Genomic DNA, 26,667 nt, shown 5'->3' on the forward strand with positions numbered 1-26,667 from the left:
TATGGAGATAGAGGTTTAAAAATTATAGGATATACATCAGAGCTAGGAACGGCATAAAAAACATGAAAAAAATTATTTTTAATAAACAACAAGATTTTGTCTCAATTATAGCACCGGCATCAAGCTGTCCTGATGCACAAGATAGGTTAGCTAAATCAATTGAAATGCTGAATTCACAAGGATTTAAGACCTTAGTAGATGATAAAATATTTATGGGGGATGAGCTACCATTTTTTGCTGCTCCGAAGGCTGAAAGGCTGAGAATGTTTAAAGAGGCGATGGAAAACGAGCAAGTTAGAATAATCTGGGCTTTTCGTGGTGGATATGGTTGTAGTGAGATTGTAGAAGATTGTTTTAACATAGAGAAGAAAGGTGATAAAATCCTGATAGGTTATAGCGATATTACAGCACTGCATCTACTTTTAAATGGTCATTATGATATTCCAACTATTCACGGCTCAGTGCTAACTTCTTTTTTGCCGCCTGTAAATCAAGATATTAATTCTATCCTAAATGTTTTAAAAGGTGAAGATAGTAAAATTGCTCTTTCGCCAATAAATAAAATTAATGACAATCCTATAGAGGGAAAAATACTAGGCGGTAATTTAACGGTTTTTAGCAAGCTAATTGGCACTTCTATTAATCTAAAAACAAACAATATATTGCTACTCGAAGACATCAACGAAAAAGGTTATGCAATTCATCGTAATCTAGTACAACTAAAAAATGCTGGTATATTTGATGGAATAGAGGCGATAATTTTTGGTGATTTTACTAGCGGGGATGAAAATACAGAATTAGCTATAAAAAGCTTCTGTTTAAATTATATTCCAAATATTGAGACTTATAGAGCTGAAGGAATAGGGCATGGAGCAGTAAACCAACCGGTTATTATGAATCATGAAGTAGTTATAAGCGGTAATTACTTAAGTTTCTCTAGTCCTTTTGCCTTAGAAGATTAATATATGATACAAACCATTAGAATAGGGACTAGAAAAAGTAAACTCGCTTTAACACAAACTAACCTAGTTATTGAGCAAATCAAAAAGCATTTTCCTAATATTAATTGTGAGATAGTAGAAATTACTACTAGCGGTGATTTGATCCAAAATAAACCTTTATATGATATAGGCGGTAAGGCTTTATTCTTGAAAGAAATAGAGCAGGCTTTGCTTGATAAAAAGGTTGATTTGGCTGTTCATTCTTTGAAAGATGTTCCAGGAATAATACCTGAAGATTTGAGTATTGCAGCTGTTTTAGAGCGGGAAGATTCAAGAGATGTGTTTGTTTGTCTAACACATAAATCCATCGAAGAACTGCCAAAAAATGCCGTAATAGGGACTTCTTCGGTACGCCGAAAATTATGTGTACAAAGAATAAGACCGGATTTAGAAATAATAGTGTTTAGGGGTAATGTTGACTCAAGAATCAATAAGCTAATTAATAAGGAAGTCGACGCAACCATACTTGCATATGCCGGCTTAAAAAGGCTTAATGCATTTAATCCGGAATATTGTCATTTGATAGAGCATTCGCAGATGTTGCCATGTATAGGGCAAGGTGTTATTGCGATTGAAATACGAAAAGATGATCATGCTATGATTGAGATATGCAAACAAATTAACCACCTACCGACTTTTGAATTGGTAAAGCCGGAAAGAGCACTTTTAGAATATTTAGATGCAAATTGCCGCACGCCTATAGGTGCTTATTCGAAATATTTAGATAATGGTGATATACAAACCGATTTTATGCTTGGTAATCTCGATGGTAGTAAAATAGTTTTCCATACAGAAATATCTAGCCCAAAAACCTCAAAAGAAGCAGGCATAAAAGCCGCTAAAATAATGTTAAGTAACCTCGAATAATCTATGAATTTTCAACAGTAAGATGGTATTGTTACGTGGATCGGTTTTTCCGTCTGAGCTAAGGAAATTACGAAGTAATTGACGAAGCAATCCAGCTAAAAAATGCTAAAATTAGTTATTTTTTACTATTTTTCTGGATTGCCACGCGGTCTACGACCGCTCGCAATGACAGTTTTAATAATACTCCAATTTTCTCCGGACACTACTGTGCCTACGCGGGAATGACATAGGATAATAACTGCCCGGTACTATAGTGCTATTGATGCGGTAATAACTATAAATCCCTACTCTTTCTCCGCATTCTTTCTAGCAGATGGGGATAGCATGACACTTAGTTCTTTTAACGCCTTATCTTCTACGTAATTCGGAGCGTTCATTAATAAATCTTCGGCTTGCTGATTTAATGGAAAAGCGATTATCTCCCTTATATTAGTAGCTTCCGCAAGTAACATAACGATTCGGTCTATACCTGGAGCTATGCCGCCGTGTGGAGGAGCTCCAAATTTAAACGCTCTAATCATACCGCCAAATCGTTTATCCACTTCTTCTTCACTATAACCAGCTATAGCAAATGCCTTATACATTATCTCAGGCTTATGATTTCTAACAGCACCGCTAGAAAGCTCTATGCCATTACAAACAATATCATACTGATATGCGGTAAGCTCTAGCAACTCTTCGGTTGTTTTTGCGTTCTCAAGAGCTTCTAACCCACCCTGAGGCATAGAAAACGGATTATGGCTAAAATCAATTTTACCGGTTTCTTCGTTTAGCTCATAAAATGGAAAATCGGTAATCCAGCAGAATTTAAAGCAATCTTTTTCAAGTAAATCTAGCTCATCAGCAAGTTTAATTCTTACCTTACCGGCAAGTTTAGCAGCTTTATCTTTCTTATCGCTAGCAAAAAATACCGCATCTCCATTGCTAATATTAGCAGTAGCCTTCAAATCTTCTAACTGCTGAGTGCTTAAGAATTTTGCAACTGGTCCTTTTGCTTCCCCGCTTTCGCTAAACTGAATATAGCCAAGTCCTCCAGCTCCCTCCGATATTGCGAATTCTATCATTTTATCGAAGAAACTACGAGGCTGACTTGCAGCACTTGGTGCAGGAATTGCTCGGACAATACTACCTTTCTTGATATTTTCCCTAAAAATAGCAAAGTCTGAATCTCTAAAAATTTCCGTTACATCGGCAATAATAATAGGGTTACGTAAATCAGGCTTATCAGAGCCGTATTTTAACATAGACTCATTATATGGAATGCGGATAAATGGTGCTTCTGATACTTTCTTATCTGTAAATTTAGTAAATAGCTCATACATTACAGGCTCGATTGTGGTGAATATATCTTCTTGCGTAACAAACGACATTTCGATATCTAGCTGATAAAACTCGCCTGGTGACCTATCTGCTCTTGCGTCTTCATCACGAAAACATGGAGCGATTTGGAAATAGCGATCAAATCCCGATACCATCAATAGCTGCTTAAATTGTTGTGGTGCTTGCGGTAATGCATAAAACTTGCCTGGATGTAATCTACTTGGGACTAAGAAATCCCTTGCTCCCTCAGGTGAGCTAGCGGTAAGAATTGGTGTTTGAAATTCGGTAAAGCCTCTTGCAGTCATTAAATGACGAATATAAGAAATAATTTGTGAACGTAGCATTATATTATTATGCAACTTCTCACGTCTTAAATCTAAAAAGCGATGTTTAAGCCTTGAGTCTTCAGGTGCGTCTTTTTCCGTATTAATCACAAACGGCAGAGTATCAGCAGCTGATTCAACAATAAACTCACCAGCTAAAACTTCTATATGACCGGTAGGAAGTGTGTTATTAATAGTCTCTTCTGATCTTGCTACTACTTTCCCAACTACTGTTACAACTGACTCATAACGTAAACGGCTAGCATCGTCCATAAGCTGCGGATTTTGGTCGGTAAACACGATTTGTGTTATGCCATAATGATCACGTAAATCTACAAAAACTAGATTGCCATGATCTCTTCTTCTATGTACCCAACCAGACAGTTTTACTTCAGTCCCAACATCGGAAATTTTTAATTCATTACAATTATGAGTTCTATATTTATGCATTTTATCTTTGTTTTTTAAATCAACTCACTATAATCAAAATAGCTAAATCCTGCAATAAAATTATCTAGGTTCTGTGAAAGGTTCTAATTGATTTTGAGTTTTGAACTATTTTTTAGCGAAAATTAATAAGATTTTTGACGGAATAGTTATTCATATTTCAAAAAAATCTTGTAATTTGCAGCAAAAAAGAGTCAAAATTAAATCTTTTTAGAAATCTTCACAGAGCCTAGGATACAAAAGTAATATTTAGGAATTTTAAGAAATTTTTTAGTTCCTGACGAGCAACTATATGTGAGCTGTTAAATGCTCGGTCATAATTTGCGACTTTTAAATCAAGTAGAGTTAAACCTTGCAGAAATAACTCTCTATATATTACACGTTCACTAAAACCATCAGCGAGTTTAAAATTGATTCTTTTAGCAAGCTTGTTCAATACGTTACTAACACGTCTTTTATTTAGAGCATCAAGGTTACTTAAACGATTACGCAAAATTATCCAATCTATACTCCCTCTATCACGACTAGCACGCTGCATTTTCTGTTCCCATATCATTTGGCTATAGATTGAGGGGCTGATAATTTCATCTTTATTGTCAACTTTTGCTATTACGTCTAAATCTAAAAAGCTATCATTTATCGGCGTAATAATGGTGTCAGCATAAGAATGAGCAAGCCTTGATAAAGCAGTATGGCTACCAGGCGTATCGATTACTATATAATCAGCATCCATATTATCCTTTAATATCTGCTCAAAACTATTTGCTTGCTCTTCTTCAGAACTTTCTTTGACATGGAAATGCTTTGGTACTAATACCGGTTTGTCAGGGTTTTGCTCATTATACAAATCTCGATTTTTTAGGTAATTAGTTAAAGAGCTTTGGCGAGAATCAGTATCAATACTTACAACTGAATATTTTTGATAAAGTAGTGCCACTATTAAATGGATAGAGCAGGTTGTTTTACCTGCCCCACCTTTTTCATTACCTATAACAAATATATAAGGCTTACTGCTCATAATTTTCCTTTATAAATTTCTCAAGTAGCCTTACACCATAACCTACAGCACCCTTCGGGCCAAGCGATGAGGGTTTATTGCTATTTGCAACGCCTGCTATATCTAAATGTGCCCATTCTACCCCTTCTTGAATAAAACGTTTGATAAAATGAGCAGCGGTAGAACTTCCAGCAGCTCCTGGCACATTACCGATATTTGCCATATCAGCTATGTCGGAGTTAATCATTGCATCATAATCTTCATGAAGCGGCATTCTCCATAATTTTTCATTTACTTCTTCACCAGCTTTTATTAGCTTATCAGCAAGCTCATCATTATTAGAAAAACAACCAGCATATGTAGGACCTAAAGAAACGACTATAGCACCGGTTAACGTCGCAACGTCAATCACGCATTTAGGTTTGAATTTTTCTTGTGCATACCAAACAGCATCAGCAAGAACTAAACGCCCCTCTGCATCGGTATTTAAAACTTCAGCAGTTTGACCTGACATAGTAGTTACAACATCCCCAGGACGCTGTGCATTACCTGATGGCATATTTTCAACGAGCCCTACAACACCTACGATATTTACCGGCAATTCTTGACTAGCAACCGCAATCATAGTACCAACTACTGCGGCAGAACCACACATGTCATATCTCATTAAATGCATATTATTTGATGGTTTTAGAGATATACCTCCTGTATCAAAAATAACTCCTTTTCCGACTAGAGCAATATAAGGAGCCTCTTTGCTTGCACCTTGATATTCCATTACCACTAGCTTTGATTCATTTTGTGAACCTTGACCAACTCCAAGAAGAGCACCCATGCCAAGATTTTTCATTTCTCTTTCACCAAGAATAGAAACATCGACATTTAATTCTTCTAGTGTTTCTGCTATTCTTTCAGCATATATTTGTGGAGTTTTAATATTTGATGGTTCATTACTAATATCTCTTGTGAAAAAGACCCCTTCAGCAATTAATTTTTTAACTTCAAACAACTTTGCTGCTTCTACGTTATTATCTGTAGAGATTTCAAATGATTCTACAACAAACTTATCTGCTTCTTTTAAAGTAGTTCTATATTTATCGAATCTGTAGGAAGCAAGTAACGCACCACTAGCAATTAAAGATGCAACAAGCGATGATGTAAAGCTGCTTATTCTATTCTTAATTTTTAAGCCAATAGTAGCGATTTTAGCATTAGTAGCATTTTGTAGGATTTTACCCGCTAATTCTTCAATCTTAACCTCAGTTAGTTTTTCTTCACTTCCAAGCCCTGCTAATACTAAATATTTTACTTCCCCTGACTTAACAACAGAAGGAATAATTTTGATCTGCCCATATTTACCAGTAAATTGTAATTTATTGGCAATAGTCTTGGAGATCAAACCATGATGTTGTTGGTCAAGGTTTATTAGTTCACTATCAAGTTTTAATTTGTCATCAATAAACACTATTAATGCTTGAGTATTTAATGATTCTTCCTCAGTAAATTTTACATGTAGCATATTTATTTTTCCTTATTAACATTTTCCTAGATAATTCTATTTATCTTATGAAACTTTGCAAGTATTAATTGCCTATAGAGAAACCAAATTAAAAACTAATTGACATAATTTAACGTTTTTTATATTTTTTGCCTAGTAATAATTAAAATTAAGTAATTTAATGCTGAGTCTAGAAGCTAAAACCTTTTTACACATTGAAAATAGATATAAAGAAATAAAAGAATTTCATAATGTTTATGATCTTACACCTCATCCAACAAGATATAATATTCTTAAATACACATTAAAATTCATTTCTTTACCATTTACAATAGCTATTCAAGCTATAAAATTTGTTACATTAGGTACTGTTTCACTTACATATTTTATAATGGTACCCAAAAACTGGACTACTAAAATGCTAGAATGAGATATAATTTTCAGATACAAAAGAGAAATTATATGTCCAAAAAAGCAAAACAATATAGTGCAGCAGAAAAAACAAAGATAGTTTTAGAAACAATAAAAGCTGAAATGACAATAGCTCAAATTAGTAGCAAATATGGAGTTCATCCGACACAAATACAAGCATGGAAGAAAAGAGGTATAGAAAATTTAATTAGTAGTTTTCAAATTAAGCCACAATCTAAGGATCCAGATCATCAGGATTTAATAAAACAATTGTATGAACAAATAGGCCAGTTAACTGTTGAACGTGACTGGTTGAAAAAAAAATCTACATTGTTTGGACTTGGCAATTAGAAAAAATATGGTAGATAAAGAGTGTAGTAATCTAAGTATCGCTAGGCAATGTACTCTACTGTTTATTAACAAATCTAGCTATTATTACAAGCCACAAGGCTTAACCCAAAAAGACTTAAAAATAATGCAAGTGATTGATGAAATATACACACAGCATCCTTACTTTGGAGCAAGAAGAATGTCTGAGCACCTTGTACCATTGGGCATCACAATTGGTCGCAAGGCAGTAAGTCGTTATTATAGAATAATGGCTATTGAAGCTATCTATCCTAAAATGAACTTAAGTAAGCGCAATCAAGCTCATAAAATATATCCATATCTTTTAAAAGGAGTTGAAATTATTAAAGTAAATCAGGTATGGAGTACAGATATCACTTATATTAGAATGGCACAAGGATTTGTATATTTGGTAGCAATTATTGATTGGTTTAGTCGTTATATTGTGAGCTGGAAGGTGTCTATTAGTTTAGAAAGTGACTTTTGTATTGATGCACTTGAAGAAGCAATAATAAAATATGGTCAGCCTGAAATCTTTAATACAGATCAAGGTTCTCAATTTACATCAAAAGATTTTACAGATAAACTAATTAAACGTGAAATCAAAATCAGTATGGATGGTAAAGGCAGAGCCCTAGATAATGTATTTATAGAAAGATTTTGGCGTTCATTAAAACAAGAAAAAATATATTTGATGGTTTTAAATACTGTCAAGGAGGCAAAAAATGCTATAACTGATTACATAAATTTTTATAATAGAAAAAGAATGCACCAGTCATTAGAATATCTCACTCCAGAACAGGTGTATTCTACAAAAATTATTGAGTAAAATTATAATACAATTTATATCTCATAAATCTTAATTTTTAGTCTAGACAAATTGGGCCACCTCATTTAAACATTGGTAATACTCTTTTAAAAAAAATAAATAAAAGCATTGAAAAGAAAATAAAAGAAGGTTCATGTAAAGAAACTGATGACAATATCCCGAAAATTGTTGAATATATATTAAAAAAATATGAAGAAAAGCCTGAATTAATAGAGCAGCCTAAATTTTCATTGTTACAAAATTTTATAATAAAAGTTAAAAAATATGTACCATTCGCTTCAAAACTTATAAATTTCTGGGATAATGGGGGAGTAAAGCATTCTGAGGAAATGGTAGAGAAACAAGAATTAGTCGAAATCATTTATAAGAAAATTGTTTCTGCAATATATATGGCAGGTAAGAATGGTGAAACAATGGAAACGGAAGATGTAAAAAAACTTTTTCCTGAAGTAGATTTTAAAGAATTTGAAGAAAAAGTTGAGTTGGTTAATACCGAAGCAGTCAAAATAAAAGATAACAACCCGGTATCTTTACCATGTAGTCAACCGCCTATTATCCTAGAATCTGAAGAAGTTGAGGTTACTACTGGCTCTGATGATATCATAGAAATTCCAGCAGAACCGGCTATTGCTATTCCAAATAATACTATAAACCCGCTAGTAAATCTAATGATGCTGAAAGCGGTATATGATGGAATAAATCGAGTACAGCAAGGAATGGCTGAATTTTATCAGGAGCAGGTAGCTATAGAAAATGATATAGAAATTCAAAATGCACTTTTTGATGAATTTTGTCAAGAACAGTGGGCTATAGAAAAAAGCATGAAAATTGAAAATGCCCCTATTCCATATTACATAGAGCCGCACCAATATTATGGTTATGATAATGCTCTTTTAGGAAATAATTATATCCCACAAGCAATAGCGTGTTGTTGAAAATTCATTGTGAGAGAAAACTGACATTATTACATGGCTCACCCCCACTCCTGTCACCCCGTGATTTATTCACGAGGTCCAGTTAAAAATGTCAATATTGTTGATATTTTTAGTTGTTTTTTAGATTCCGTGGTGGCATTGTTGCGTAGATCGAAACACGTGTTCGGTGTCATACCGTGGCTTGACCACGGTATCCAGAAAAACAACTTTTTATACTAATAATATTAGTATTTTTTAGCTGGACCTAGTTCCCAAGCCACGGGGTGCATTGTTGTGTGGATTGAGAGTCGTCATTGCGAGGAAATTACGAAGTAATTGACGAAGCAAGGAAGTAAAAAAATGCTAACTTTGCCTCCACGGCATGACTACCTTAGGATGTTTTTCAATGCATGCGGACAAGCCTCTGCGGGGATAACACAAAACACTTTTTTCAAACTATACACAAAGCTTGTGAGAGAGTTAAACCTACAACTTAACTTTTAATTTAACAAAACCTTGGTGGCTTTTATACTTCTTTTGTAAGTGACAATTATACTCGACTAATACACTTATATTACCTTTTTCAGCTAAAATATTAGCACCGATATTGTAGCCAATTTTAGGTTGTTTTGGTAATGCAACAATTTCAGTAACTTCTCTATCTCTCCATTTTATTTTAGCCTCAAGTTTGTTATTTTTGTTGTTAAAATAATTCTCTACAGAAGCCATAATTGTTGGTGTAATGCTTACTGCTCCTATTTTCTGTGGAGCTAACGATACATTACCGCCTACAATACTAGACCATATATTTTGCTTTTTAGAGGCAATACTTAAATGCTGAATACCAGCTCCGCTTTCTTGATAAGTACCATCTTTAATATAACCATATCTTATCCCGATATTTGGAGTGAAGCTCACTTTATTGCCGATAAGATAATTATAACTTAATAAACTTTCAAAATTATAATTATTATTCTTATATTTACCGTTTGCAATAGTGCCTAAGCGGTTGATTTTATTCTTTACAATATTATGGTTATAAGCAAACATACCTTGGATCATAAAGTTTTTTGGCAACTCTTTTTGACCATATAAAGCTATGATATGACTATCGACATTAGTATTTAATTTACCGCCGTTAGATTTAAACTTTGAATCTAGTCTAGTATAAGCGATACCGACTAAATCTTTATCATTATCAGATCCAATATCAAAACCGATAGTACCACCGGAAGTATGCCCTCTATACCCTATAAAACCTTTTTGAGTACCTTGCTTACTGATTCCATAAGTTCCTGATATCCAAAAACCTTTATCAAGCACTCTTTCATCTTCATCACCGGCAGCAACTCCAGTAAAACTATTTATTCTGCTAGATACAGTACCTTTGCTTACAGTATAAATGTCTTGAGTTGAATTAAAAATCGTTGCGACTACTTTCTCATCTTCTTTTACTGCTACCTGCATTGTCGCTACTTCTAAAGCTTCAATTCTTGCTTCTTCTGCACGTTTTGTCTCGAAGATAACAAATTCTTCTTTAGCTTTTTCCTCTTTATCTAATTCTTCTGCTTCTTTAAAAGATTCACTGCTTCCAGTTTGTTCTTGATCTTGTCTTCGGTTTTCACCTTGAGTTTGATTTTGTGCTTGCAGATGAACTTGATTTTGACCCTGCTCCTGTAGTCCTCTTAATTTTAATATTACCGTCCTTAGATCCCCATTCTCTCTTAATAATTCTGCCATTTGTGCTTGTAGTATTTGCACGGCTTCATTTTCCGGTAAAACTATTACCTCCTTTGCTTCTACATTTCCTTGGTGAGTTATTACTCGTGCTACAGGTACTGGATTTGGAGATAAATCAGGAATTATCGGATTTGCTTCAATTCCTGTTCCAAATTTATCCGTTGTGATATTTTCTATTGTTCCGTCTGCTCTTTCAATTGTAAGTCTAGTATCATTTATAAGATTGGCTCTCTCCATATTATCTATATATGCAATAACAGCTCTTCTTTTTGCATCCTTTATTAATTCTTCTTCATATATATTATATTTAACTTGTGTAACACCAGGTTGTGGTTTAAATGGAGAGCGTATATACTCAGATTCCTCGCCATAATTATCAACAACTAAGTTAGCCCGGATATTGCATGAAGTGAGATTCAAAGTAAGAAATTGAGTAATTTATAATATTAGCAATAATATTTTTGTAAAAATTTTGCCAAAAAGTGCTTTGAAGCCGTTATTTTCAAATTTTAGACATAATTACCCCTTACCCCATTTTTTCTAAGCACCGGGAACAGTGCTAATCTAGGTTATTCTAATGCTAATTTCTTCATCACATGATTCCATATTTGTCGGTAAGGATATGATGAAGATAACAAAAACTTAATACGCCTAGTATTACGGATAATTACTACACCAATTTTTAATAATTTTAAACGTATTGTACCTACTTGTGCTTTTGCTAATGCACTACCTTGTAATAAATTACCTCTGATGTATTCTACTAAAGTATATGCAAGACCCGATAAAATCATTCTGAGCTGATTAGCCCACCATCTATGACAAGAAGTACGATCTGCAAATAATTCTAGTTGTTGCTCTTTTATACGGTTTTCCATATCACCACGACCACAGTAAACTTTCTCGTATAAATCTTCAGGTTTATCTGATAAATTAGTTACTATATACCTTGGATTTTCTCCAAGCGTTGTCATTTCTGCCTTACCAATTACTCTACGTTCATAACTCCAACTACCAGCCTTATATGGAAACTCACTAAAAAGACGTTGCTTTTCTTTGGTTATCACAAATTCTGCTTTTGACTTCTCCATTGTAGGTTTCAGTAACTCATTTAGTCTGTTATTTTGGGGTATTCCTACAATATATTTTATATTATGAGTATCACACCAATCAAACATCTGATGACGACAGAACCCACTATCACCACGAAATATAATCTTTACCTCTGGCCAAGCTTGGCGAAAACGTTTTACTAATAAAGATAATATTGCCCAAGAATGCTTTGCTTGATCCTGCTTTGACGTCCTAAGATAACTAACTAACAGATGCTTTCCACAAAAAACATACAAAGGTAAAAAGCAATTATGACCGTAATAACCATGATAAAACTTACCTTCCTGTTTCCCATGAATTTCATCATCTGTAGCATCAAAATCAAGTATTAACTCCTTTGGTCCTATTTTATGAGACTTAATAAATTTATCAATCTATAATGGACTGAAAAATCAAGACAAAAAAATCATCAGTTTAGTTGGTAATGTTGTTAAAAATTAGGCTGCCATTTGTTCATAATTTTGTATGTAATCCAGATAAACATTCATAGGTTTTTTATACCCAATACTTGAATGGAACCTTCTGTAATTATATTTACTGATATAATTATCAATCCCTTCTTTAAGCTCCACTATATTTTGATAGTCATTAATAAATATACAATTATATTTTAAAGTCCTAAAGAAACGCTCAATAACAATATTATCAATACTTCTACCCTTACCGTTCATTGATATTTTGACATCATGATCTTTAAGCATTTGTGTATGATCATGGCTAGTATATTGGCTACCTTGATCACTATTAAATATTTTTGGAGCTGGATATTTATTTAATGCTTCTTGCAATACATCAGTTACTAATGCTGAGTCCATACTATTTGACAGTTTATAGCTTAATATGGCTTTACTATGCCAATCTATAATGGCTGCTCTAGATACATAAAACCGCCTTTAGTGCGAATATATGTTATATCACCACTCCAAACTTCATTAGTATAAGGAACACACACATTTTTAGTTTTTCCTGATTTAGTCCAATATTTATCAAGCAAATAACTATAGATTCTATGCTCACTATCTTTTATAGTAGTTACTTTCTTCCGATGAAGGTATATCGCTTCAATACCCATTAATCTCATATATTTTAGCACACGATCCCAACCTATCTTAAAACCGTCTGCTAATAATTGCTGATATATATAACGATAACCAAATTCTGGATTATCCGTATATATCTCGTCTACTCTATTTAATATATTTAAATTATAGTTACTAAGCGACTGTTCTTTATAATACGCCGAAGAACGGCTAATTCCTAGTAATTCACATTGTCTTGTCTTAGGTAACTGTTCTAGCTTGGATGCGACAAGACTCTTTCTATTTGATAAATCCAAGCTTCTTAGCTTTCCCACTGCCCAATCCCTCTCTACCGTAGCTTTCCCTAATGCTTTTGCCAGCTCGTCATTCTGCTCCTTGAGTTTATTAATTTCCTCTTGATATTCACTCACTACCTTAGCTGGTTCAAATGCTATCGCTGCATTTGATAAAAATTGCTTCTTCCAATGAGAAATACTATTACTACTAACCTCATATTTAGACGATAGCTGTGATAATGTTACATCCTCTTTTAATAATTCTAACACTATCCTTGTCTTCTCTTCGGCACTGAAATTCCGAACCTGTTTCTTAGTCATTTTTACCTCTTAAGTTATTTTTTCTATTCTAACTTCTTTCCAAGCAAATCTAACTATTTTTTTGTTCAGGTTTTTCAGTCCATTATAATCATCAGTTCATGCACTTTAATTGCAAAATATCTATCAGCATTGTTTTCTATACGACATAAGGTAGAACTACTTGCCATATCAGCAATTGTTCCTATGGCTGTTTGCATAGCAGGACATTTTCGTAGATAATTGTGGTCATTTAAATCCTCATAACCTAATGCAATACCATAAATTCGTTGCCTCAGCATTGTTGCGATGTTATGGGTAATTTTACTACCATCTCGTCTATCAGGAAATATTTTAGCAAGCTCCTCTGTTATACCAAGCCTTTTATCTGCTTCTCTTAATAACAACACACCTCCATCGCTACTAATATCACCTCCAGTGAAATTTATCTCTATTGTCCGATTTTTTACTTTGGAAAACTGGTAACTTAATGCTATACAATTTGTCATGACAAAATCCTTTGTATTATACTAATGAAATACCAGTATTATACTGCCTTACGAGGATTTTGTCTCCTATATCCCATGCAATATCCGGGTTAGCCATCTTATCATCATATTGCTGTTGAGTAAGGTTACCATTTTGGAATTGATGAGTTAAAAGATCCATATCATTTTTAATCATTAATGCTTTCTCTTGATAAGCTAATACCATTCCTCTTCCATCTTTTATAGCATTAATTTCTGCTTGTGTTAGATATTTCTTATACTCATTTTTTTCTTCTGATTTATCAACGACATTATCAACGCCAGTTTAGGATAAGAGTGTAAGGAATAAAGATAATAAAGCAGGGTATTTACAAGAGAGGAGTGTTGAGTTACATAGATTTTGAATCAAAAAAATATGCACTCAACAATGAAAAGATGTATCATAACTCTATTTTGTATAATAGATAATTATTGTAAAGTTTACGAAGAATGGGAAGAAAGCAAATTAATACCCAGCGTTAGGAAGCGTAGGAGATCAGGGAGTTTAAGGCTTTCAGAACTATATAACTATAGTATTATATTTTTATATATCTCCATGCAAAGATTTTAAGAATTATTATTTATATCATCTATCATGTAAATATAGAGGATATTTTAGTCTTCCTAGTTACAGTCGGATAATCCAGTTGTGGCCAAGATTAGTATTACCTTTAACTATAATGTTACAATTATTTACAGGAGATGAGACTGGTATATATTTTGTTGATTCAACCAAATTATCGATATGTCATGCAAAACGTACAAATAATAATAAAGTGTTTAGTGGCATTGCTAAAATAGGTATGAGTAGTTACGGATGGTTTATGGGATTTAAATTACATATTGTAATTAATAATAAAGGTCAGATTATGGCAATTAAAATAACAAAGGGTAATGCTAGTGATTTATCTGCTGTAGACTCAATTACCAAAGGATTATGGGGTAAATTATTTGGAGACAAGGCTTATATTTCTAAGGAAATGTCCGCTAAATTATTTAGTCGTGGGCTACGGTTATTTACTGGGATTCGCAAGGATATGAAAAATCATTTATTAGATATAGAAGATAAAATACTCTTAAAAAGCAGATCAATAATTGAATCAGTATTTAATGTACTAAAAAACAGCATGAACCTTGAACATTCAAGACATCGCTCCCCTATTAATTTCTTAGTTCATATACTTTCTTGCGTAAATGCTTTTAATTTCAATAAATCTAAAAAATTTCTAACACTACTTGCTTATCCTCAGACCTCCTTATCCTAAACTGGCGTTAATAGGTTTAATTGATTCACTTTTTAACTTAGATATAAAACTTAAAAATGAAACAACAAAAGCTCTAAATAATATTCTGGATAATTTAAAACCTGAATTGATAAATCACAGTATAGGTATTACTCCTTTATTTATTGCAATTCATAATAAGAATTCTGAAATAGCACAAACTTTACTAGAAAAAGGGGCAGATCCTCATTTTGTTGAGGCTGATGGAGAATCACTTTTATATATTGCCTGTGTTAAAAATCTTGTAGGTATAGCAAATTTGTTATTAGAAAAAGGAGCTAATCCTAATATTGCACCTAAAAATAATTATACCCCTCTAATGGCGGCATGTACTAATCAATCATTAAAAATGGTAGAAATTTTACTAGAAAAAGGAGCCAAAATTAATGAGATAGATAGTAGATCGTTTACACCTTTAATAATAGCTTGTTCTAAAAATTCGGAGGGAATAGCTAAATTTCTATTAGAAAATGGAGCTGATCCTAATTTAAAAGTACAAAAAGATTTTGTACCTTTAATAATAGCCTGTTCTAAAAATTCTGAAGGAATAGTGTCGCATTTATTGAAAAAAAATGCTGATCCTAATATAGTAGATCGTAACGGAGTTATGCCTTTGCTTGTTGCTTATAAAAACCGTTCAGTAAGAATAATGGAACTTTTGCTGGAAAAAGGAGCTAATCCTGACGTTATAAATAGAAAAACAGGCACTACTCTTTTGTATAGTGCATATAATGAAGGTAATGTAAAAATATTTCAGCTTTTAATAAATCATAAAGCTAACCCTAATTTAGCTAATATTGATGGAACTACTCCATTGATGGCTACGTGCAAAAAAGGAGATTTAGAAACAGCTATACTATTATTAAAGCATGGAGCTAATATAAATGAATATAATGTAAAGAATGATACACCCTTGCGTTTAGCTTGCAAAAACGGTAATTTGGAACTAGTAAAAATGCTTGTAGAAATGGAGCTAATTTAGAAATAGAAGATAGTAGGAATACTATTTTATCTATTGCAGAGCATTATGCTCATACAAAAGTAAAAGTGTTTTTAGAAACAGAAATTAATGCTCAAAGAATATTAAATAAACTTGATAAAAATAATTCCTCATATAATCCGCCTCCCCCAAAGCCGCCGCGTTTACCTAAATTAGAAAGCTTAAATAAAAAAGCTTGGGTATTATCAGCAGATATTAATTCAAATATCAACCCTCCTAAATATGATTTTTTTAAATCGAATCGTGGAATTGAAAATAAATTATCAAAAGAGATAATAAATTCAGCAATAGAAGCGATCGATAAGGTAAGCCCGATTAATAATGAAATACGTAGAGAAATAAAAAATATTTTATCAGAAGAATTACAAAAAATACCTATTAATAATTTAATAGTTAATAAGAAAGGAATAATAAATTTTATTACTGAAGAATTAAAACTAAATAATCAAGAAAATAATAATAATATAGGATACCAAACCTCTCAACAAAATTTAAGAGAGATTGGTAATCGAGTAGTAAATATTAACCCACCAATTAAATACCTGACATAATAGTTGCAAATACTAAAATATAATGTTAGAATGAAATAATGCTAAAAAAAGAAGATTTTAGGACATTATCAACGAGTGCACAAGCAGCTTTAAGAAAAGTTGCATTAAGAGCAATTGATAAAGGAGAAAAACAATCAGATGTATCAAATCTTATAGGAGTAACACGTCAGACTATTAGTAACTGGGTTAACAAAAGAAGAAGAGGTGATAAATATGCAATAACTGGCAAGTCTAGAGGAAGAAAGACAGGAGAGAAAAGAATAATAAATGAAATGCTGGGTAAAAAAATACAAGATTATATAAATCACTCTAGACCAGAAGATCACAATATCAAATCTGCACTATGGTCAAGAAAAGCTATTAATGCCCTGATTAAAAAATGCTGTGGTTTCTTTTTGCCATTAAGTACGATTGGAGAATATTTAAGAAGATGGGGATATACTGCACAAAAACCAAAGAAATTAGCTTATGAGCAACAGCCAAAACAAGTTCAAGTATGGCTAGATGAAGAATATCCCGCAATAGTAAAACAAGCACAAATGGAACAAGCTGAAATACACTGGTGTGATGAAGTGGGTATAAAATCAGAATGTCAGGTGTTACAGAGCTATTCTTTAAAAGGCAAAACACCCGTAGTTATTCATAAATCAAAACGATTTACTATAAATATGATATCAACTGTTACGAACAATGGTAAACTAAGGTTCATGTTATATGAAGATACACTAAAAACAGATATATTTATAGAATTTCTAAGAAGATTAGTGAAATCTGCAAGAAGGAAGATCTTTTTAATATTAGACAATTTAAAAGTACATCATAGTAAAAAAGTATACAGCTGGACAAATAAGCATAAAGATAAAATTTCTTTGTTTTTTTTGCCTCCTTATACTCCACAACATAATCCAGATGAATACTTAAATAATGACTTAAAAAGAAATGTAAATAGAAAACATATACCTCTTACAAAAGATGAGTTAAAATACAATCTTAAATCTTATTTACGTTGCTTACAGAACAATCCTAAACATATACAAAAATTGTTCCAAGCCGATGATGTTAAATATGCCTCTTAAGTCAGGTATTTAATTGGTGGGTTAATAGATATGTTTATACGCCAACTCACAAATGGCAAAGTTATATTAAATCTAATAATATTAATACTAATAAAAGTAATTATTTAGGAAGAAAATAAGTTAAAAAATATTTTTTTAATTCAATGAATGTTATACCCTAATAATTTAATTTTCTCATCCTCGTAATAGTTATTTTCAAAATCTACAAAACTTTCATCAGTTACATATTGTGTATTTGTATATTCATTAATTTTTTTTTCTAGAAACATTGTAACAAGTTTATTTGTAAAATATTGCTTATCGTTTACAAATTCGTGAAGATAATATAATTTTTTCATATGCTCTTCTAAAGCATTCAGATTGTTTTTTATAGAATTAATATTTAAAGTTGTTAATTTATACTTTATAAAGTCTATTATCTGATTATATTGGCTATGAAAATTTTTATTTTGTCTATATACTGGTTTTGAATGCAAAAATAATTCACCAAATGCAATTTCAGTTAAACTAAAATCTTCCTCATAAAATGCTACTTCGAGATCAATAAAATTTCTTAGCTCTTCACTTCCTGTACTTACTAAACTTACAATATTCTTACTAAACTCACCAACACTATTGCGTTTTACGCTCATATCGGGGTTATAAGGTGAAAGTATTTTTATCCCTTCTAAATTATGCCGAGTGGCAAGCAATTCAACAAGACTATTACCATTTTCGTCTTCAGCATTAGGGTTTCCTCCTGACTCAAGCCAAGCTTTTAATGCTTTCATGTCATTATTTTGAATAGCTTCAAAAGGGGTAGGTATAATTTTATTAGGCATTTATTTTATAAAGATTAATTAAAAGTTAATCTATCAATATACGTAAATTATTAAAAAATCAATTAATTTTTTAGTAGGTAACTTAAATTTTTAATTGATAATTAATTTTATTATGTGTAATGTTTTTGCTACCAACAATTAACAATAGGTTAAAATATGAGTAGGTTAACAATAACTAATTCTAATAATGATTTAGGTCCTATAAGCATTAGTGATTCTGAACATATATGTACATTTACATTTAAATCTGCTGTTATACCAGAAAATAATGTTACAGTTGTTAATGATAACAGTAAGGGTAGAGATTTGAGTTATACTAAAATTTTTTATAATGATTGCTGTAAGAATGTTGAGATTGAAACTAATAATGAAGGAATTATTTTTAATAACTTTGCAGGAGAGCTTAAGATCAAAACTAAAGAAGCTATTATACCTGCTGATGGTTTTAAAATTACCTATAACAATAATCACAATTTAAATTATACTATGATTTCTTATGATAATGGAATTATTGTTGAAATTCAGGGTGGTATGGTTAATATTAATGGTTTTGGGGATTCTGTTAAATTCGGAAACTATTGCACTGTTACTCAGATTAATTTGGACTCAGAAATTATTATATATAATCATGAGGAAAATCGATCGACCTTATTATTGAAGAAAATAGTTTGACTAACAATAACCCTTTAATATTAAATCAGTGCTCATATTTAGAAAATATTTTTGTTAATGCCAATACAATATTTGATAATTTATGTGCATATAGTAAAGTGAATTCTATTAATATTGCAAATGGTAAAAACTTTGAACAAACTGAGAATGACCTAGATATAAGTGAGTTAACACTAGAATCAGCAACAAAAATACAATTTACTCATAATAGAAGTAATTATAAATTCATTAATCCATCCCCAAGTAACGATTTAGTGATTAGGAATTTGTATAATATTGCAGAGGATTCTAAAAGTATTAACACGATTAAAAAGTATAATGATAACAAAACAGGGGATTATGATTCTTGTCATCTTGCAATGTTTAAATTTTTCAATCCTGAAGTATTACAGTTAGGAGATATTCCTGATTCACAATGAGTAATTAGTTATTTTAAAAGCTTGATTGATCTTGTTCTTTCTGGCTCTCATGGTCAGAGCCTATAATACCGGACAGTTTTAAAAAAATGTTATATTTTAATCAGGCGTAGGTGACCTTATATGTCATTCTTAGCAACGGCGGGAAAGCATTGTTGCGTAGATCAAAAAACGTGATCGGTGTCATCTAGTTGCTTGGGAACTAGATCCAGAAAATAATAAAAAATACTAAGCTGGCTCTAGTTCATAAATCACGGGATGACAGGGGAAAATGATCCACGCAACAATACCACGCGGGAATGACATATAATAATAACTGTCCGGTATTATAATCCAGCCAAGGGGTGACAGCAAAAAAAATCGAGCCATTCAATAAAGCCAAACTTTTAGCTAAGAATGACACCAAGAATATTTTCCGCTCTACGTGGGACAAGCCTTAAGCGGGAATGATATAAAAGCTATCTAATAATATTATTTTTTTTCACAATGGCACTGATTTTTTTAAATTATCTAGTGCTATTTTACTGTAGACAGAATATTAAAAAAAGAAGAAATGGTAGCGAGGGAGGGATTTGAACCCCCGACACACGGATTATGATTCCGTCGCTCTAACCAACTGAGCTACCCCGCCAAAGATGTGTTTTTATTGTGGATTTTGCTGTAAATGCGATATTTTATTGTTCTTCAGTTAGTCTTAATTGCGTCCAATCTAAAAGCGTGTTCGGTGACACCTAGTTAGCTTGTACCTAGTTATTGCATGGCTTCAATGTCATTCTCGCCTAAGGCTTGCCCCACGTGGATCAGTTTTTTCGTCATTGCGAGGAAATTACGAAGTAATTGACGAAGCAATCCAGTAAAAAATGCTAACTTATAGCATTTTTTATTATTTTTTCTGGATTGCCACGCTCCTTGCAGTCGCTCGCAATGACGACTCTTGATTTACGCAACAATGCCGCCACGGGATGACGCAGAGGGCGTTTTTCGACCCACGCAATAATGCTTCACCTACACGAAAACGAAATAAAACAATAAATTAACGTTTAGAGAATTGTGTTTTCTTACGTGCTTTATGTTGCCCGTATTTCTTACGCTCTACTACTCTAGAATCACGTGTTAAGAAGCCACCTTTACGTAAAACAGCATGAAAGTCTGGAGCTGATTGTGCTAATGCTTTAGATATACCATGCAAGATAGCACCTTTCTGCCCTGAAATACCACCCCCTCTAACTGTACAAACTATATCATACTGATTATTAGTTTTCGTTAAAGTAAAAGGTTGCAATATAGTTTTGACTTGCGTTTCAGAAGCAAAATATTGATCTAAGCTTTTTTTATTAACAATTACTTGCCCTTTTCCTGGTTTAAGCCAAACTCGTGCTATAGCGTTTTTTCTTTTACCAGTAGCATAGAATCTACCTGAATTATCCATTTTCTCTTTAGGAGTTTTAACTGTTTGTTTGTCAGCAATTAAAGCTTCCTTATTTAGCGGCTTTTCTACTTTGTCTGTTTTAATCTTTAACGTTGTCATAGTTGATTACTTCTTATTTTTTGGATTTTGGCTTGCAAAATCATAAACTACAGGCTGCTGTCCTGCGTGAGGATGTTCATTATTTGCATAAATATATAGATTACTCATTTGCTTAGCACCTAAAGCATTTCTTGTAATCATTCTTTTAACTGCCATTTTAATGACTCGCTCAGGGTGTTTACCACTTAAAATTTTACCTGCAGTAGTATCCTTAATACCGCCTGGGAATCCCGTATGTCTATAATATATCTTCCCATCTTTAGGATTTGCTTTTTTACCGGTTAATGTTACATGCTCTGCATTGATTATGATTATATTATCACCACAATCCATATGAGGAGTAAAGCTAGGTTTATGTTTACCACGAAGCATATTAGCAACTCTACTTGCAAGTCTTCCAAGTACAACATTTTTTGCGTCTATAACCCACCATTTTTTTTCAATTTCCGATGGTTTTGCAGAATAAGTTTTCACAACAATATCTTTTTAATTAAAATTTTTGAATAAAGATCTAAAGCCATATTTAATAGCATTAATACCAGTAGTTTGTCAAGTTATATTTAGTACTATTTGTTTCCGAATATTATTTTTCTATCGGTAGAAAAATATAAGTTTTTATTAGCAGTTAAACCATAATAATGGATATTATTAATGATTTTAGTAATATTTGGCACTGTACCTAAATGATCATTATTATCTAAATCAAAGCTATATAAAACACCACTCATAGAAATAATATCTAGGCTGCGACTGCCGTTATTCTCTGCTATAAAAGGTGCTAAGAAAGTAGAAGCTTTGAGTTTTTTGGAATCTTTTCCATCATTTAAATCAGCTACAAATTTTACTAAGCCTGTTTCAGGATTAAAAGCAGCTATCTGCCTTGCATTATTTGTGACAAATAAACTATTACCGATTAAGGATGTTGATTGAATATCCTCAGCATTTACTTGCCAAATAGCTGCTCCTGTATCGAGATTTAATTTAATAAGTTTACCGAGTCCTGTTGCTATATATAAATTATTATTATCATAAATAGGAGTACATAAAATGCTAGCTTCTTCAAAATTTGGTATAGCTACATGATCGAAACTTGCAAATTCAAAATTCCATTTTACTTCACCATTTTTTGTATTTAATGCAAGTATTTGTCCGGAATTATAAGTTATTATTACACTATCTTTATGTACTATCGGTGTCATGAAATAGCTTGCTGATAGAACTTCAGCTAAACTCTCATGCTCCCAAACGTTTTTTAAAGTTTCAGCATTTAAAGCTGTTGTTTGATTGCTGATTGTTTGGACTAAAACCGTGCTATCATTTAGCATAACCGGTTTTGTTCGGATGATATCAGGAAGCTGTTTTCTAATTATTTCATAACCTGTTTTTGCATCAAGTACTACTAATAATCTTGAACCATATGTTACATATAACTTATCGTTAAAATGTAGGATGCCACCACCAATATAATTATCTTTTTTATTTCGGCTTAAATTATAAGACCAAATAACTTTATTCTTTTCTATAGAGAATGCTGAAACATTTGACCTAATGTCTAACGCATAAATCATATCACCAACAAAAACAGGCTCTGTAATGGTTTTATTTTTAACAAAATCATATCGCTTGTTTTTTAACATATTTGGATTAAATGCATATATATTTGCACTATTTCCTAAATATATTGGTTCGTTAGATTGCAGAGATAATTTAGGAGTTAATTCAACTATATTTTTTACTCTTTTTGGACCAAGTGCGTTACATGCACTTAAAATAATGAGCGGTAATAATAAACTTACTATTTTCTTGATCATATTTCTCCTTTAATTCTATTATTTAGCTCTATCTAAGCCTGCAAGCAAAGCTTTTGCCTGATCTTTTAGTAAATCTGAAGTGTTATTTGATGCTACTAAAATTCTTAAATTCTTTTCTGCTTCTGCAAGCATATTGCTCTTAATATCCCAAATAGCTTTCATAATATTTGCTGTAGCCCAAAAAGGCTTATTTTCATCATCAAAATAATTTAAATATTTTACTAATTTTTCTTTATCAGCAATATCTAGATTTTCATCATCGATAACGAGACTACACCATGCAATACGAGCATATGAAGTAACGATTTCTGAATATTCCTTATTTTCAATAATCTTACCAAGTAAATCTTTGGCTTCTGAATTTTGTTGCCCTGAAAGTTTTATAGCAACTTGCTCTAGTAAAGCAATCTCTTTTATCTTAGTATCACTAATGCCAACTAAATTTTCTAAGGTACTAATAGCAAGTTCCCTATTACCTTGCACAACTTCTAAATTAACTGCTTTAACAAAAATGTCACCATTTTTTTGGTTATTTTCAATTTGCTTATTTTTATTGTTATTGTTAATGACCATTATAGTAATAGCTATTAAGGCAATAATTATTACTATAGGTAAAAGTCTTTTAAAAAAAATCAGCCTTTTTTCTTCATTTTGATCATTTAATACTTCGTCTAGAATATCTGTCATATTTTTTATTTTGATTTAGTGGTACAGCCAAATTTAAGCTTAGCATCTTCCGCCATTTTTTTAGATGCAGCTGTTCTATTACTTGGAAATTCCTTATTCAGCTTATCAAGCATATTGCAAGCTTCTGTAGTCTTCTTTAATTCACCAAGTGAAAGTGCTAGCTTTAATAGACCATCAGAGGATTTTGCTCCTTTTGGCGATTCTTTATAACCTTTTAGATAATTAACAGCAGCTGTATTATAATCTTTTTGTTTAAAAAAGCATTCTCCATACCAAAAATAAGCATTACTAATCATTGAACTCTTAGGGTATTTTTGGATAAAGTTTTTGAATTTATTTTTAGCATCATCAGTCTTATTATCTTTGTAAGAAGCAAGAGCTAAATCATAAGCTTGTTTATCAGGTGCAACATCCTTGTTAGGTTCAGGAGCAGTTTTTACCTCCTCTACGCTATTAGGCATATCTTTAAGTAGGCTCACGTCAAAGACATCAGGAGTATTTTGATGTTCTGTTTCTGAGGCTTCAACATTTTCACTTAATTGTGGAATATTAGAATTTTTGCTTAATATATCAATTTTATGTTGTAGAACTTCAATTTTACCAATTAATCTTCTAATTTCTTGTTCTTGTTCATCCAATCTACTTTCAAAATCATTACTTGCTGCATATTTTAAAGGTTGTCCCTTTATAGTGCCACTAGTGCCACTTTCTGCAAACGTTAATAATGAAAATAAAAGAGTAAATATTAAAATAACTAGCTTCATATTATTTTTTATTTTTACAATAATGTTTCTTATAATACTGAAAATTTTCTAACATTCCACATGTTTTTAAAAATCTTACAATAATCTATCATATACCGCAGATATTTTAAGATTTGAAAGTCAAGTAAGTGTTAAGCCTGCACAAGCAGTAGATAACTACGTGAGCACAGGCGGATCCTAAAATTTGACCTATACGAAGATCAACTTCAAAAAGAGCAAGGAGTTCATAAGACGAGGAGCGGCAGCAGTTACTTAATACGTGAGCACCGCAGTACTTATAGAACGACGTAGCCAATTTTTGAAGTTCATCGAGTATATTTTATATTTCGATGCTGCCGTCATAAGCAAAAGTCAGTATAATAGTAGTTCCTTCATTTATTTTACTTTGCAGATCAAATTTACCATTCATAAGCTCAACTAACTTTTTAGTAAGCGGCAGTCCAAGCCCTGTACCTTCATATTTGCGGCTAAGTTCACTATCAATCTGTCCAAATGTTGACAAAGTTTTTGGTATATCTTTTTCTTCAATACCAATACCGGTATCTATAACTTTTATATATACTAATTTAGCTAGCTCATCTTTTTCCATTGTAATAGTAACACTTCCACCGGCATTTGTAAATTTTACAGCATTTGATAGAAGATTTAAAAATACTTGCTTAAGTCTTTTTGGATCTGCCTTTATAACAATATGCTCTTTCGGTGACTTGTTAACTAATTCTACTCCAGCTTGATCAGCACGAGGCTTAACAAGTATAAGTGATGAGCTAACCAGTTTATTTAAATCAAGATCAATACTATCTACTTTTAGCTTATCCGCAGAAGCCTTAGAAAGATCCAAAATATCGTTAATCATACTAAGTAGATGCTTACCGGCATCATTAATATCTTTAATATAATTTCTACTTTTTTCTGGATCTTTTTCTGACATTAAAATTTCAGAAAAGCCTATTATAGCGTTAAGAGGGGTTCGTAACTCATGACTAATATTGGCAAAGAATTTTGTATTTGAGGAGCTAGTCTTTTCTACCTTTATTATTTCAGCTTTTAAATTTCTATTTGTTACTAGCTGCTCTTCGATAATATGCCTAGCATAATTGGTATTACTAACAATTATAGTACAAAATATTATAAAAATAATAATAAAAGTTATGAAAACTTTTTGCTCAAGAGATATTATATTTTGCCACTGATTAGTAATATTAGTATTAATCTCAAGTATTGCATCTACTGGAAAATTGTTTAAATCACTACCTATAATAGGTATATAGCTAGTAATAAAAGAAGCTTTTTTTTCTGTTAAATCATTTTCATTCTGAATTATAACCCTAGGAAGTAATATATGACTTGTAACACCTTCAAGAGCACTTAACAAAGGTGCTTTTGCAGTAAGAGATCTAAAAAAATATTTATCAATTTTTGCGGTGAATATTTCAACTAAACTATCATCTGGATAATTATCCACACTATACATATTTAGCATATTACTGGTAATAAATTTATTACCGTTAAGATCATACAGAGAAATGTTAATATCAAGATTAGTAAACCAATCAGCAGTAATAATGACAAAATCAATGAATTCTTGATCTTGTAATAATTTTAAATAGCCAAATTTATGTAATTTATTAATTACATTTTCATGAGCATTCCAAATATTGCGGGTATAAAGACAAGCAATTTTAGTGTTTTGTAAAGCTACCTGTTTTACTATCATCTCTTTTATCATAAAATAACGATAAAACATCATATTTATGACAATATTAAGAAATAATACAACAAATGATAATCTGACTATATATTTATTATGCTTCATTATCACCTTATTTTTCTGTATACTCGTTTAATTTGAAAAATTGGCGTCGTTGTTTTTTGCTTTTAATCCTCACGTATTAAGTATACGCTGCGGTTAAAAGCTTTAAAACGCCTTGCTCTTTTCCAAATTAAACTTCGTCTACTCAACTCTTCATTTAGTAGTAGTGTAATGTCTCACGTCATTGCGAAGAGATTCGTAGAATCGACGCAGCAATCTCAAAAATCCTGTACTATTTCATAAGATTGCCACTTCGCTTCGCTTCTCGCAAGGCATTGCCCGCGTGGATCATTCTCCC

Annotated in this window: 26 protein-coding genes, 1 tRNA gene and 2 pseudogenes; 12 read left to right on the plus strand and 17 right to left on the minus strand. The window is 32.0% G+C overall.

What is annotated here, in order from left to right; translation table 11 throughout:
• Positions 1 to 62 precede the first annotated feature (62 nt).
• Both AAGD54_RS02385 and hemC read left to right on the plus strand, forming a co-directional pair.
• Positions 63 to 962 carry an LD-carboxypeptidase gene (locus tag AAGD54_RS02385; RefSeq protein ID WP_341794915.1) on the plus strand — a complete coding sequence of 300 codons (900 nt, stop codon included), beginning with the start codon at positions 63 to 65 and terminating at the stop codon, positions 960 to 962.
• Positions 963 to 965: 3 nt separating this feature from the next.
• Complete coding sequence (hemC, locus tag AAGD54_RS02390) at positions 966 to 1,868, plus strand: hydroxymethylbilane synthase (protein WP_341794916.1); 903 nt, start codon at positions 966 to 968, stop codon at positions 1,866 to 1,868.
• Positions 1,869 to 2,152: 284 nt separating this feature from the next.
• Here the strand turns inward: hemC and aspS are convergent, their stop codons facing one another.
• The 3 genes from aspS to AAGD54_RS02405 all read right to left on the minus strand — a co-directional run bounded on the left by aspS (position 2,153) and on the right by AAGD54_RS02405 (position 6,474).
• A complete protein-coding gene (gene aspS, locus AAGD54_RS02395) occupies positions 2,153 to 3,961 on the minus strand; it encodes an aspartate--tRNA ligase (RefSeq protein WP_341794917.1) in 1,809 nt (602 codons plus the stop codon).
• 226 nt (positions 3,962 to 4,187) lie between these two features.
• Positions 4,188 to 4,976 (minus strand): division plane positioning ATPase MipZ, encoded by a 789-nt coding sequence (locus AAGD54_RS02400; RefSeq protein ID WP_341788881.1) that lies wholly within the window; start codon positions 4,974 to 4,976, stop codon positions 4,188 to 4,190.
• On the minus strand, positions 4,966 to 6,474 hold the full coding sequence (locus AAGD54_RS02405; RefSeq protein ID WP_341788882.1) for a leucyl aminopeptidase: 1,509 nt from the start codon (positions 6,472 to 6,474) through the stop codon (positions 4,966 to 4,968). The genes AAGD54_RS02400 and AAGD54_RS02405 overlap by 11 nt, the downstream gene beginning before the upstream one ends.
• Positions 6,475 to 6,634: 160 nt before the next feature.
• Here AAGD54_RS02405 and AAGD54_RS02410 point away from each other — a divergent pair, with 160 nt between their 5' ends.
• The 4 genes from AAGD54_RS02410 (at position 6,635) to AAGD54_RS02425 (ending at position 8,976) form a co-directional block, all read left to right on the plus strand.
• Entirely contained in the window at positions 6,635 to 6,883 is a 249-nt protein-coding gene (locus AAGD54_RS02410; RefSeq protein WP_341794918.1) for a hypothetical protein, read from the plus strand.
• A 32-nt stretch (positions 6,884 to 6,915) separates the two neighbouring features.
• Positions 6,916 to 7,215 (plus strand): transposase, encoded by a 300-nt coding sequence (locus tag AAGD54_RS02415; RefSeq protein WP_341794552.1) that lies wholly within the window; start codon positions 6,916 to 6,918, stop codon positions 7,213 to 7,215.
• A gap of 7 nt (positions 7,216 to 7,222) precedes the next feature.
• A complete protein-coding gene (locus AAGD54_RS02420; RefSeq protein WP_341794310.1) occupies positions 7,223 to 8,041 on the plus strand; it encodes an IS3 family transposase in 819 nt (272 codons plus the stop codon).
• 230 nt (positions 8,042 to 8,271) lie between these two features.
• Positions 8,272 to 8,976 carry a hypothetical protein gene (locus tag AAGD54_RS02425; RefSeq protein ID WP_341794919.1) on the plus strand — a complete coding sequence of 235 codons (705 nt, stop codon included), beginning with the start codon at positions 8,272 to 8,274 and terminating at the stop codon, positions 8,974 to 8,976.
• Positions 8,977 to 9,441: 465 nt separating this feature from the next.
• On the opposite strand, the gene AAGD54_RS02430 is transcribed toward AAGD54_RS02425, so the two are convergent.
• The 5 genes and pseudogenes from AAGD54_RS02430 to AAGD54_RS02450 all read right to left on the minus strand — a co-directional run bounded on the left by AAGD54_RS02430 (position 9,442) and on the right by AAGD54_RS02450 (position 14,134).
• A complete protein-coding gene (locus tag AAGD54_RS02430) occupies positions 9,442 to 11,115 on the minus strand; it encodes an autotransporter outer membrane beta-barrel domain-containing protein (RefSeq protein ID WP_341794920.1) in 1,674 nt (557 codons plus the stop codon).
• Between the two features lie 149 nt (positions 11,116 to 11,264).
• Complete coding sequence (locus AAGD54_RS02435; RefSeq protein WP_341795162.1) at positions 11,265 to 12,182, minus strand: IS1380 family transposase; 918 nt, start codon at positions 12,180 to 12,182, stop codon at positions 11,265 to 11,267.
• A gap of 63 nt (positions 12,183 to 12,245) precedes the next feature.
• A pseudogene (locus tag AAGD54_RS02440) lies at positions 12,246 to 13,444 on the minus strand (IS3 family transposase).
• 74 nt (positions 13,445 to 13,518) lie between these two features.
• A complete protein-coding gene (locus AAGD54_RS02445; RefSeq protein ID WP_341794921.1) occupies positions 13,519 to 13,929 on the minus strand; it encodes a transposase in 411 nt (136 codons plus the stop codon).
• A 16-nt stretch (positions 13,930 to 13,945) separates the two neighbouring features.
• Positions 13,946 to 14,134 (minus strand): hypothetical protein, encoded by a 189-nt coding sequence (locus AAGD54_RS02450; protein WP_341794922.1) that lies wholly within the window; start codon positions 14,132 to 14,134, stop codon positions 13,946 to 13,948.
• Positions 14,135 to 14,495: 361 nt separating this feature from the next.
• Here AAGD54_RS02450 and AAGD54_RS02455 point away from each other — a divergent pair, with 361 nt between their 5' ends.
• The 4 genes from AAGD54_RS02455 (at position 14,496) to AAGD54_RS02470 (ending at position 17,857) form a co-directional block, all read left to right on the plus strand.
• A complete protein-coding gene (locus AAGD54_RS02455) occupies positions 14,496 to 15,212 on the plus strand; it encodes an IS982 family transposase (RefSeq protein WP_341795139.1) in 717 nt (238 codons plus the stop codon).
• The gene (locus AAGD54_RS02460) at positions 15,184 to 16,212 is read left to right on the plus strand and encodes an ankyrin repeat domain-containing protein (RefSeq protein ID WP_341794923.1); all 1,029 of its coding nucleotides are present in this window, start codon (positions 15,184 to 15,186) and stop codon (positions 16,210 to 16,212) included. Before AAGD54_RS02455 ends, AAGD54_RS02460 begins: the two co-directional genes overlap by 29 nt.
• A gap of 65 nt (positions 16,213 to 16,277) precedes the next feature.
• Complete coding sequence (locus AAGD54_RS02465) at positions 16,278 to 16,781, plus strand: hypothetical protein (protein ID WP_341794924.1); 504 nt, start codon at positions 16,278 to 16,280, stop codon at positions 16,779 to 16,781.
• Between the two features lie 38 nt (positions 16,782 to 16,819).
• On the plus strand, positions 16,820 to 17,857 hold the full coding sequence (locus AAGD54_RS02470; RefSeq protein WP_341794233.1) for an IS630 family transposase: 1,038 nt from the start codon (positions 16,820 to 16,822) through the stop codon (positions 17,855 to 17,857).
• A gap of 140 nt (positions 17,858 to 17,997) precedes the next feature.
• On the opposite strand, the gene AAGD54_RS02475 is transcribed toward AAGD54_RS02470, so the two are convergent.
• Positions 17,998 to 18,678: a hypothetical protein gene (locus AAGD54_RS02475; protein WP_341788799.1), complete on the minus strand. Its 681-nt coding sequence runs from the start codon at positions 18,676 to 18,678 to the stop codon at positions 17,998 to 18,000.
• 156 nt (positions 18,679 to 18,834) lie between these two features.
• Between AAGD54_RS02475 and AAGD54_RS02480 the strand changes: the two genes are divergently transcribed.
• Together AAGD54_RS02480 and AAGD54_RS02485 are read left to right on the plus strand one after the other, a co-directional pair.
• Entirely contained in the window at positions 18,835 to 19,350 is a 516-nt protein-coding gene (locus tag AAGD54_RS02480) for a hypothetical protein (protein ID WP_341794925.1), read from the plus strand.
• Complete coding sequence (locus AAGD54_RS02485) at positions 19,347 to 19,769, plus strand: hypothetical protein (RefSeq protein ID WP_341788797.1); 423 nt, start codon at positions 19,347 to 19,349, stop codon at positions 19,767 to 19,769. The genes AAGD54_RS02480 and AAGD54_RS02485 overlap by 4 nt, the downstream gene beginning before the upstream one ends.
• Before the next feature lie 551 nt (positions 19,770 to 20,320).
• On the opposite strand, the gene AAGD54_RS02490 is transcribed toward AAGD54_RS02485, so the two are convergent.
• The 8 genes and pseudogenes from AAGD54_RS02490 to AAGD54_RS02520 all read right to left on the minus strand — a co-directional run bounded on the left by AAGD54_RS02490 (position 20,321) and on the right by AAGD54_RS02520 (position 26,372).
• Positions 20,321 to 20,397, minus strand: a tRNA-Met gene (locus AAGD54_RS02490).
• 171 nt (positions 20,398 to 20,568) lie between these two features.
• Positions 20,569 to 20,705 (minus strand): annotated as a pseudogene (locus tag AAGD54_RS09435) (lytic transglycosylase domain-containing protein); the annotation flags it as partial.
• Between the two features lie 94 nt (positions 20,706 to 20,799).
• Positions 20,800 to 21,294, minus strand: coding sequence for a 30S ribosomal protein S9 (rpsI, locus tag AAGD54_RS02495; RefSeq protein WP_011476917.1), 495 nt, complete (start codon positions 21,292 to 21,294; stop codon positions 20,800 to 20,802).
• A 6-nt stretch (positions 21,295 to 21,300) separates the two neighbouring features.
• Positions 21,301 to 21,768, minus strand: a complete 468-nt coding sequence (rplM, locus tag AAGD54_RS02500; protein ID WP_016948207.1) for a 50S ribosomal protein L13 — start codon at positions 21,766 to 21,768, stop codon at positions 21,301 to 21,303.
• A 92-nt stretch (positions 21,769 to 21,860) separates the two neighbouring features.
• The gene (locus AAGD54_RS02505; RefSeq protein ID WP_341794926.1) at positions 21,861 to 23,105 is read right to left on the minus strand and encodes a PQQ-binding-like beta-propeller repeat protein; all 1,245 of its coding nucleotides are present in this window, start codon (positions 23,103 to 23,105) and stop codon (positions 21,861 to 21,863) included.
• Positions 23,106 to 23,123: 18 nt separating this feature from the next.
• Positions 23,124 to 23,792, minus strand: coding sequence for a DUF2659 family protein (locus tag AAGD54_RS02510; RefSeq protein WP_341788795.1), 669 nt, complete (start codon positions 23,790 to 23,792; stop codon positions 23,124 to 23,126).
• Positions 23,793 to 23,797: 5 nt separating this feature from the next.
• On the minus strand, positions 23,798 to 24,556 hold the full coding sequence (gene ybgF / locus AAGD54_RS02515) for a tol-pal system protein YbgF (RefSeq protein WP_341794927.1): 759 nt from the start codon (positions 24,554 to 24,556) through the stop codon (positions 23,798 to 23,800).
• A 319-nt stretch (positions 24,557 to 24,875) separates the two neighbouring features.
• A complete protein-coding gene (locus AAGD54_RS02520; protein ID WP_341794928.1) occupies positions 24,876 to 26,372 on the minus strand; it encodes a HAMP domain-containing sensor histidine kinase in 1,497 nt (498 codons plus the stop codon).
• Positions 26,373 to 26,667 lie beyond the last annotated feature (295 nt).

The sequence above is a fragment of the Rickettsia endosymbiont of Rhinocyllus conicus genome (assembly GCF_964026465.1).
Lineage (GTDB): Bacteria > Pseudomonadota > Alphaproteobacteria > Rickettsiales > Rickettsiaceae > Rickettsia.

Bases quoted from the DNA above. Each gene is read 5' to 3' on its own strand.
- AAGD54_RS02385 (WP_341794915.1), top strand. From the start codon at position 63: ATGAAAAAAATTATTTTTAATAAACAACAAGATTTTGTCTCAATTATA.
- hemC (WP_341794916.1), top strand. From the start codon at position 966: ATGATACAAACCATTAGAATAGGGACTAGAAAAAGTAAACTCGCTTTA.
- aspS (WP_341794917.1), bottom strand. From the start codon at position 3,961: ATGCATAAATATAGAACTCATAATTGTAATGAATTAAAAATTTCCGAT.
- AAGD54_RS02400 (WP_341788881.1), bottom strand. From the start codon at position 4,976: ATGAGCAGTAAGCCTTATATATTTGTTATAGGTAATGAAAAAGGTGGG.
- AAGD54_RS02405 (WP_341788882.1), bottom strand. From the start codon at position 6,474: ATGCTACATGTAAAATTTACTGAGGAAGAATCATTAAATACTCAAGCA.
- AAGD54_RS02410 (WP_341794918.1), top strand. From the start codon at position 6,635: ATGCTGAGTCTAGAAGCTAAAACCTTTTTACACATTGAAAATAGATAT.
- AAGD54_RS02415 (WP_341794552.1), top strand. From the start codon at position 6,916: ATGTCCAAAAAAGCAAAACAATATAGTGCAGCAGAAAAAACAAAGATA.
- AAGD54_RS02420 (WP_341794310.1), top strand. From the start codon at position 7,223: ATGGTAGATAAAGAGTGTAGTAATCTAAGTATCGCTAGGCAATGTACT.
- AAGD54_RS02445 (WP_341794921.1), bottom strand. From the start codon at position 13,929: ATGACAAATTGTATAGCATTAAGTTACCAGTTTTCCAAAGTAAAAAAT.
- AAGD54_RS02450 (WP_341794922.1), bottom strand. From the start codon at position 14,134: ATGGTATTAGCTTATCAAGAGAAAGCATTAATGATTAAAAATGATATG.
- AAGD54_RS02470 (WP_341794233.1), top strand. From the start codon at position 16,820: ATGCTAAAAAAAGAAGATTTTAGGACATTATCAACGAGTGCACAAGCA.
- AAGD54_RS02475 (WP_341788799.1), bottom strand. From the start codon at position 18,678: ATGCCTAATAAAATTATACCTACCCCTTTTGAAGCTATTCAAAATAAT.
- AAGD54_RS02480 (WP_341794925.1), top strand. From the start codon at position 18,835: ATGAGTAGGTTAACAATAACTAATTCTAATAATGATTTAGGTCCTATA.
- rpsI (WP_011476917.1), bottom strand. From the start codon at position 21,294: ATGACAACGTTAAAGATTAAAACAGACAAAGTAGAAAAGCCGCTAAAT.
- AAGD54_RS02505 (WP_341794926.1), bottom strand. From the start codon at position 23,105: ATGATCAAGAAAATAGTAAGTTTATTATTACCGCTCATTATTTTAAGT.
- AAGD54_RS02510 (WP_341788795.1), bottom strand. From the start codon at position 23,792: ATGACAGATATTCTAGACGAAGTATTAAATGATCAAAATGAAGAAAAA.
- ybgF (WP_341794927.1), bottom strand. From the start codon at position 24,556: ATGAAGCTAGTTATTTTAATATTTACTCTTTTATTTTCATTATTAACG.
- AAGD54_RS02520 (WP_341794928.1), bottom strand. From the start codon at position 26,372: ATGAAGCATAATAAATATATAGTCAGATTATCATTTGTTGTATTATTT.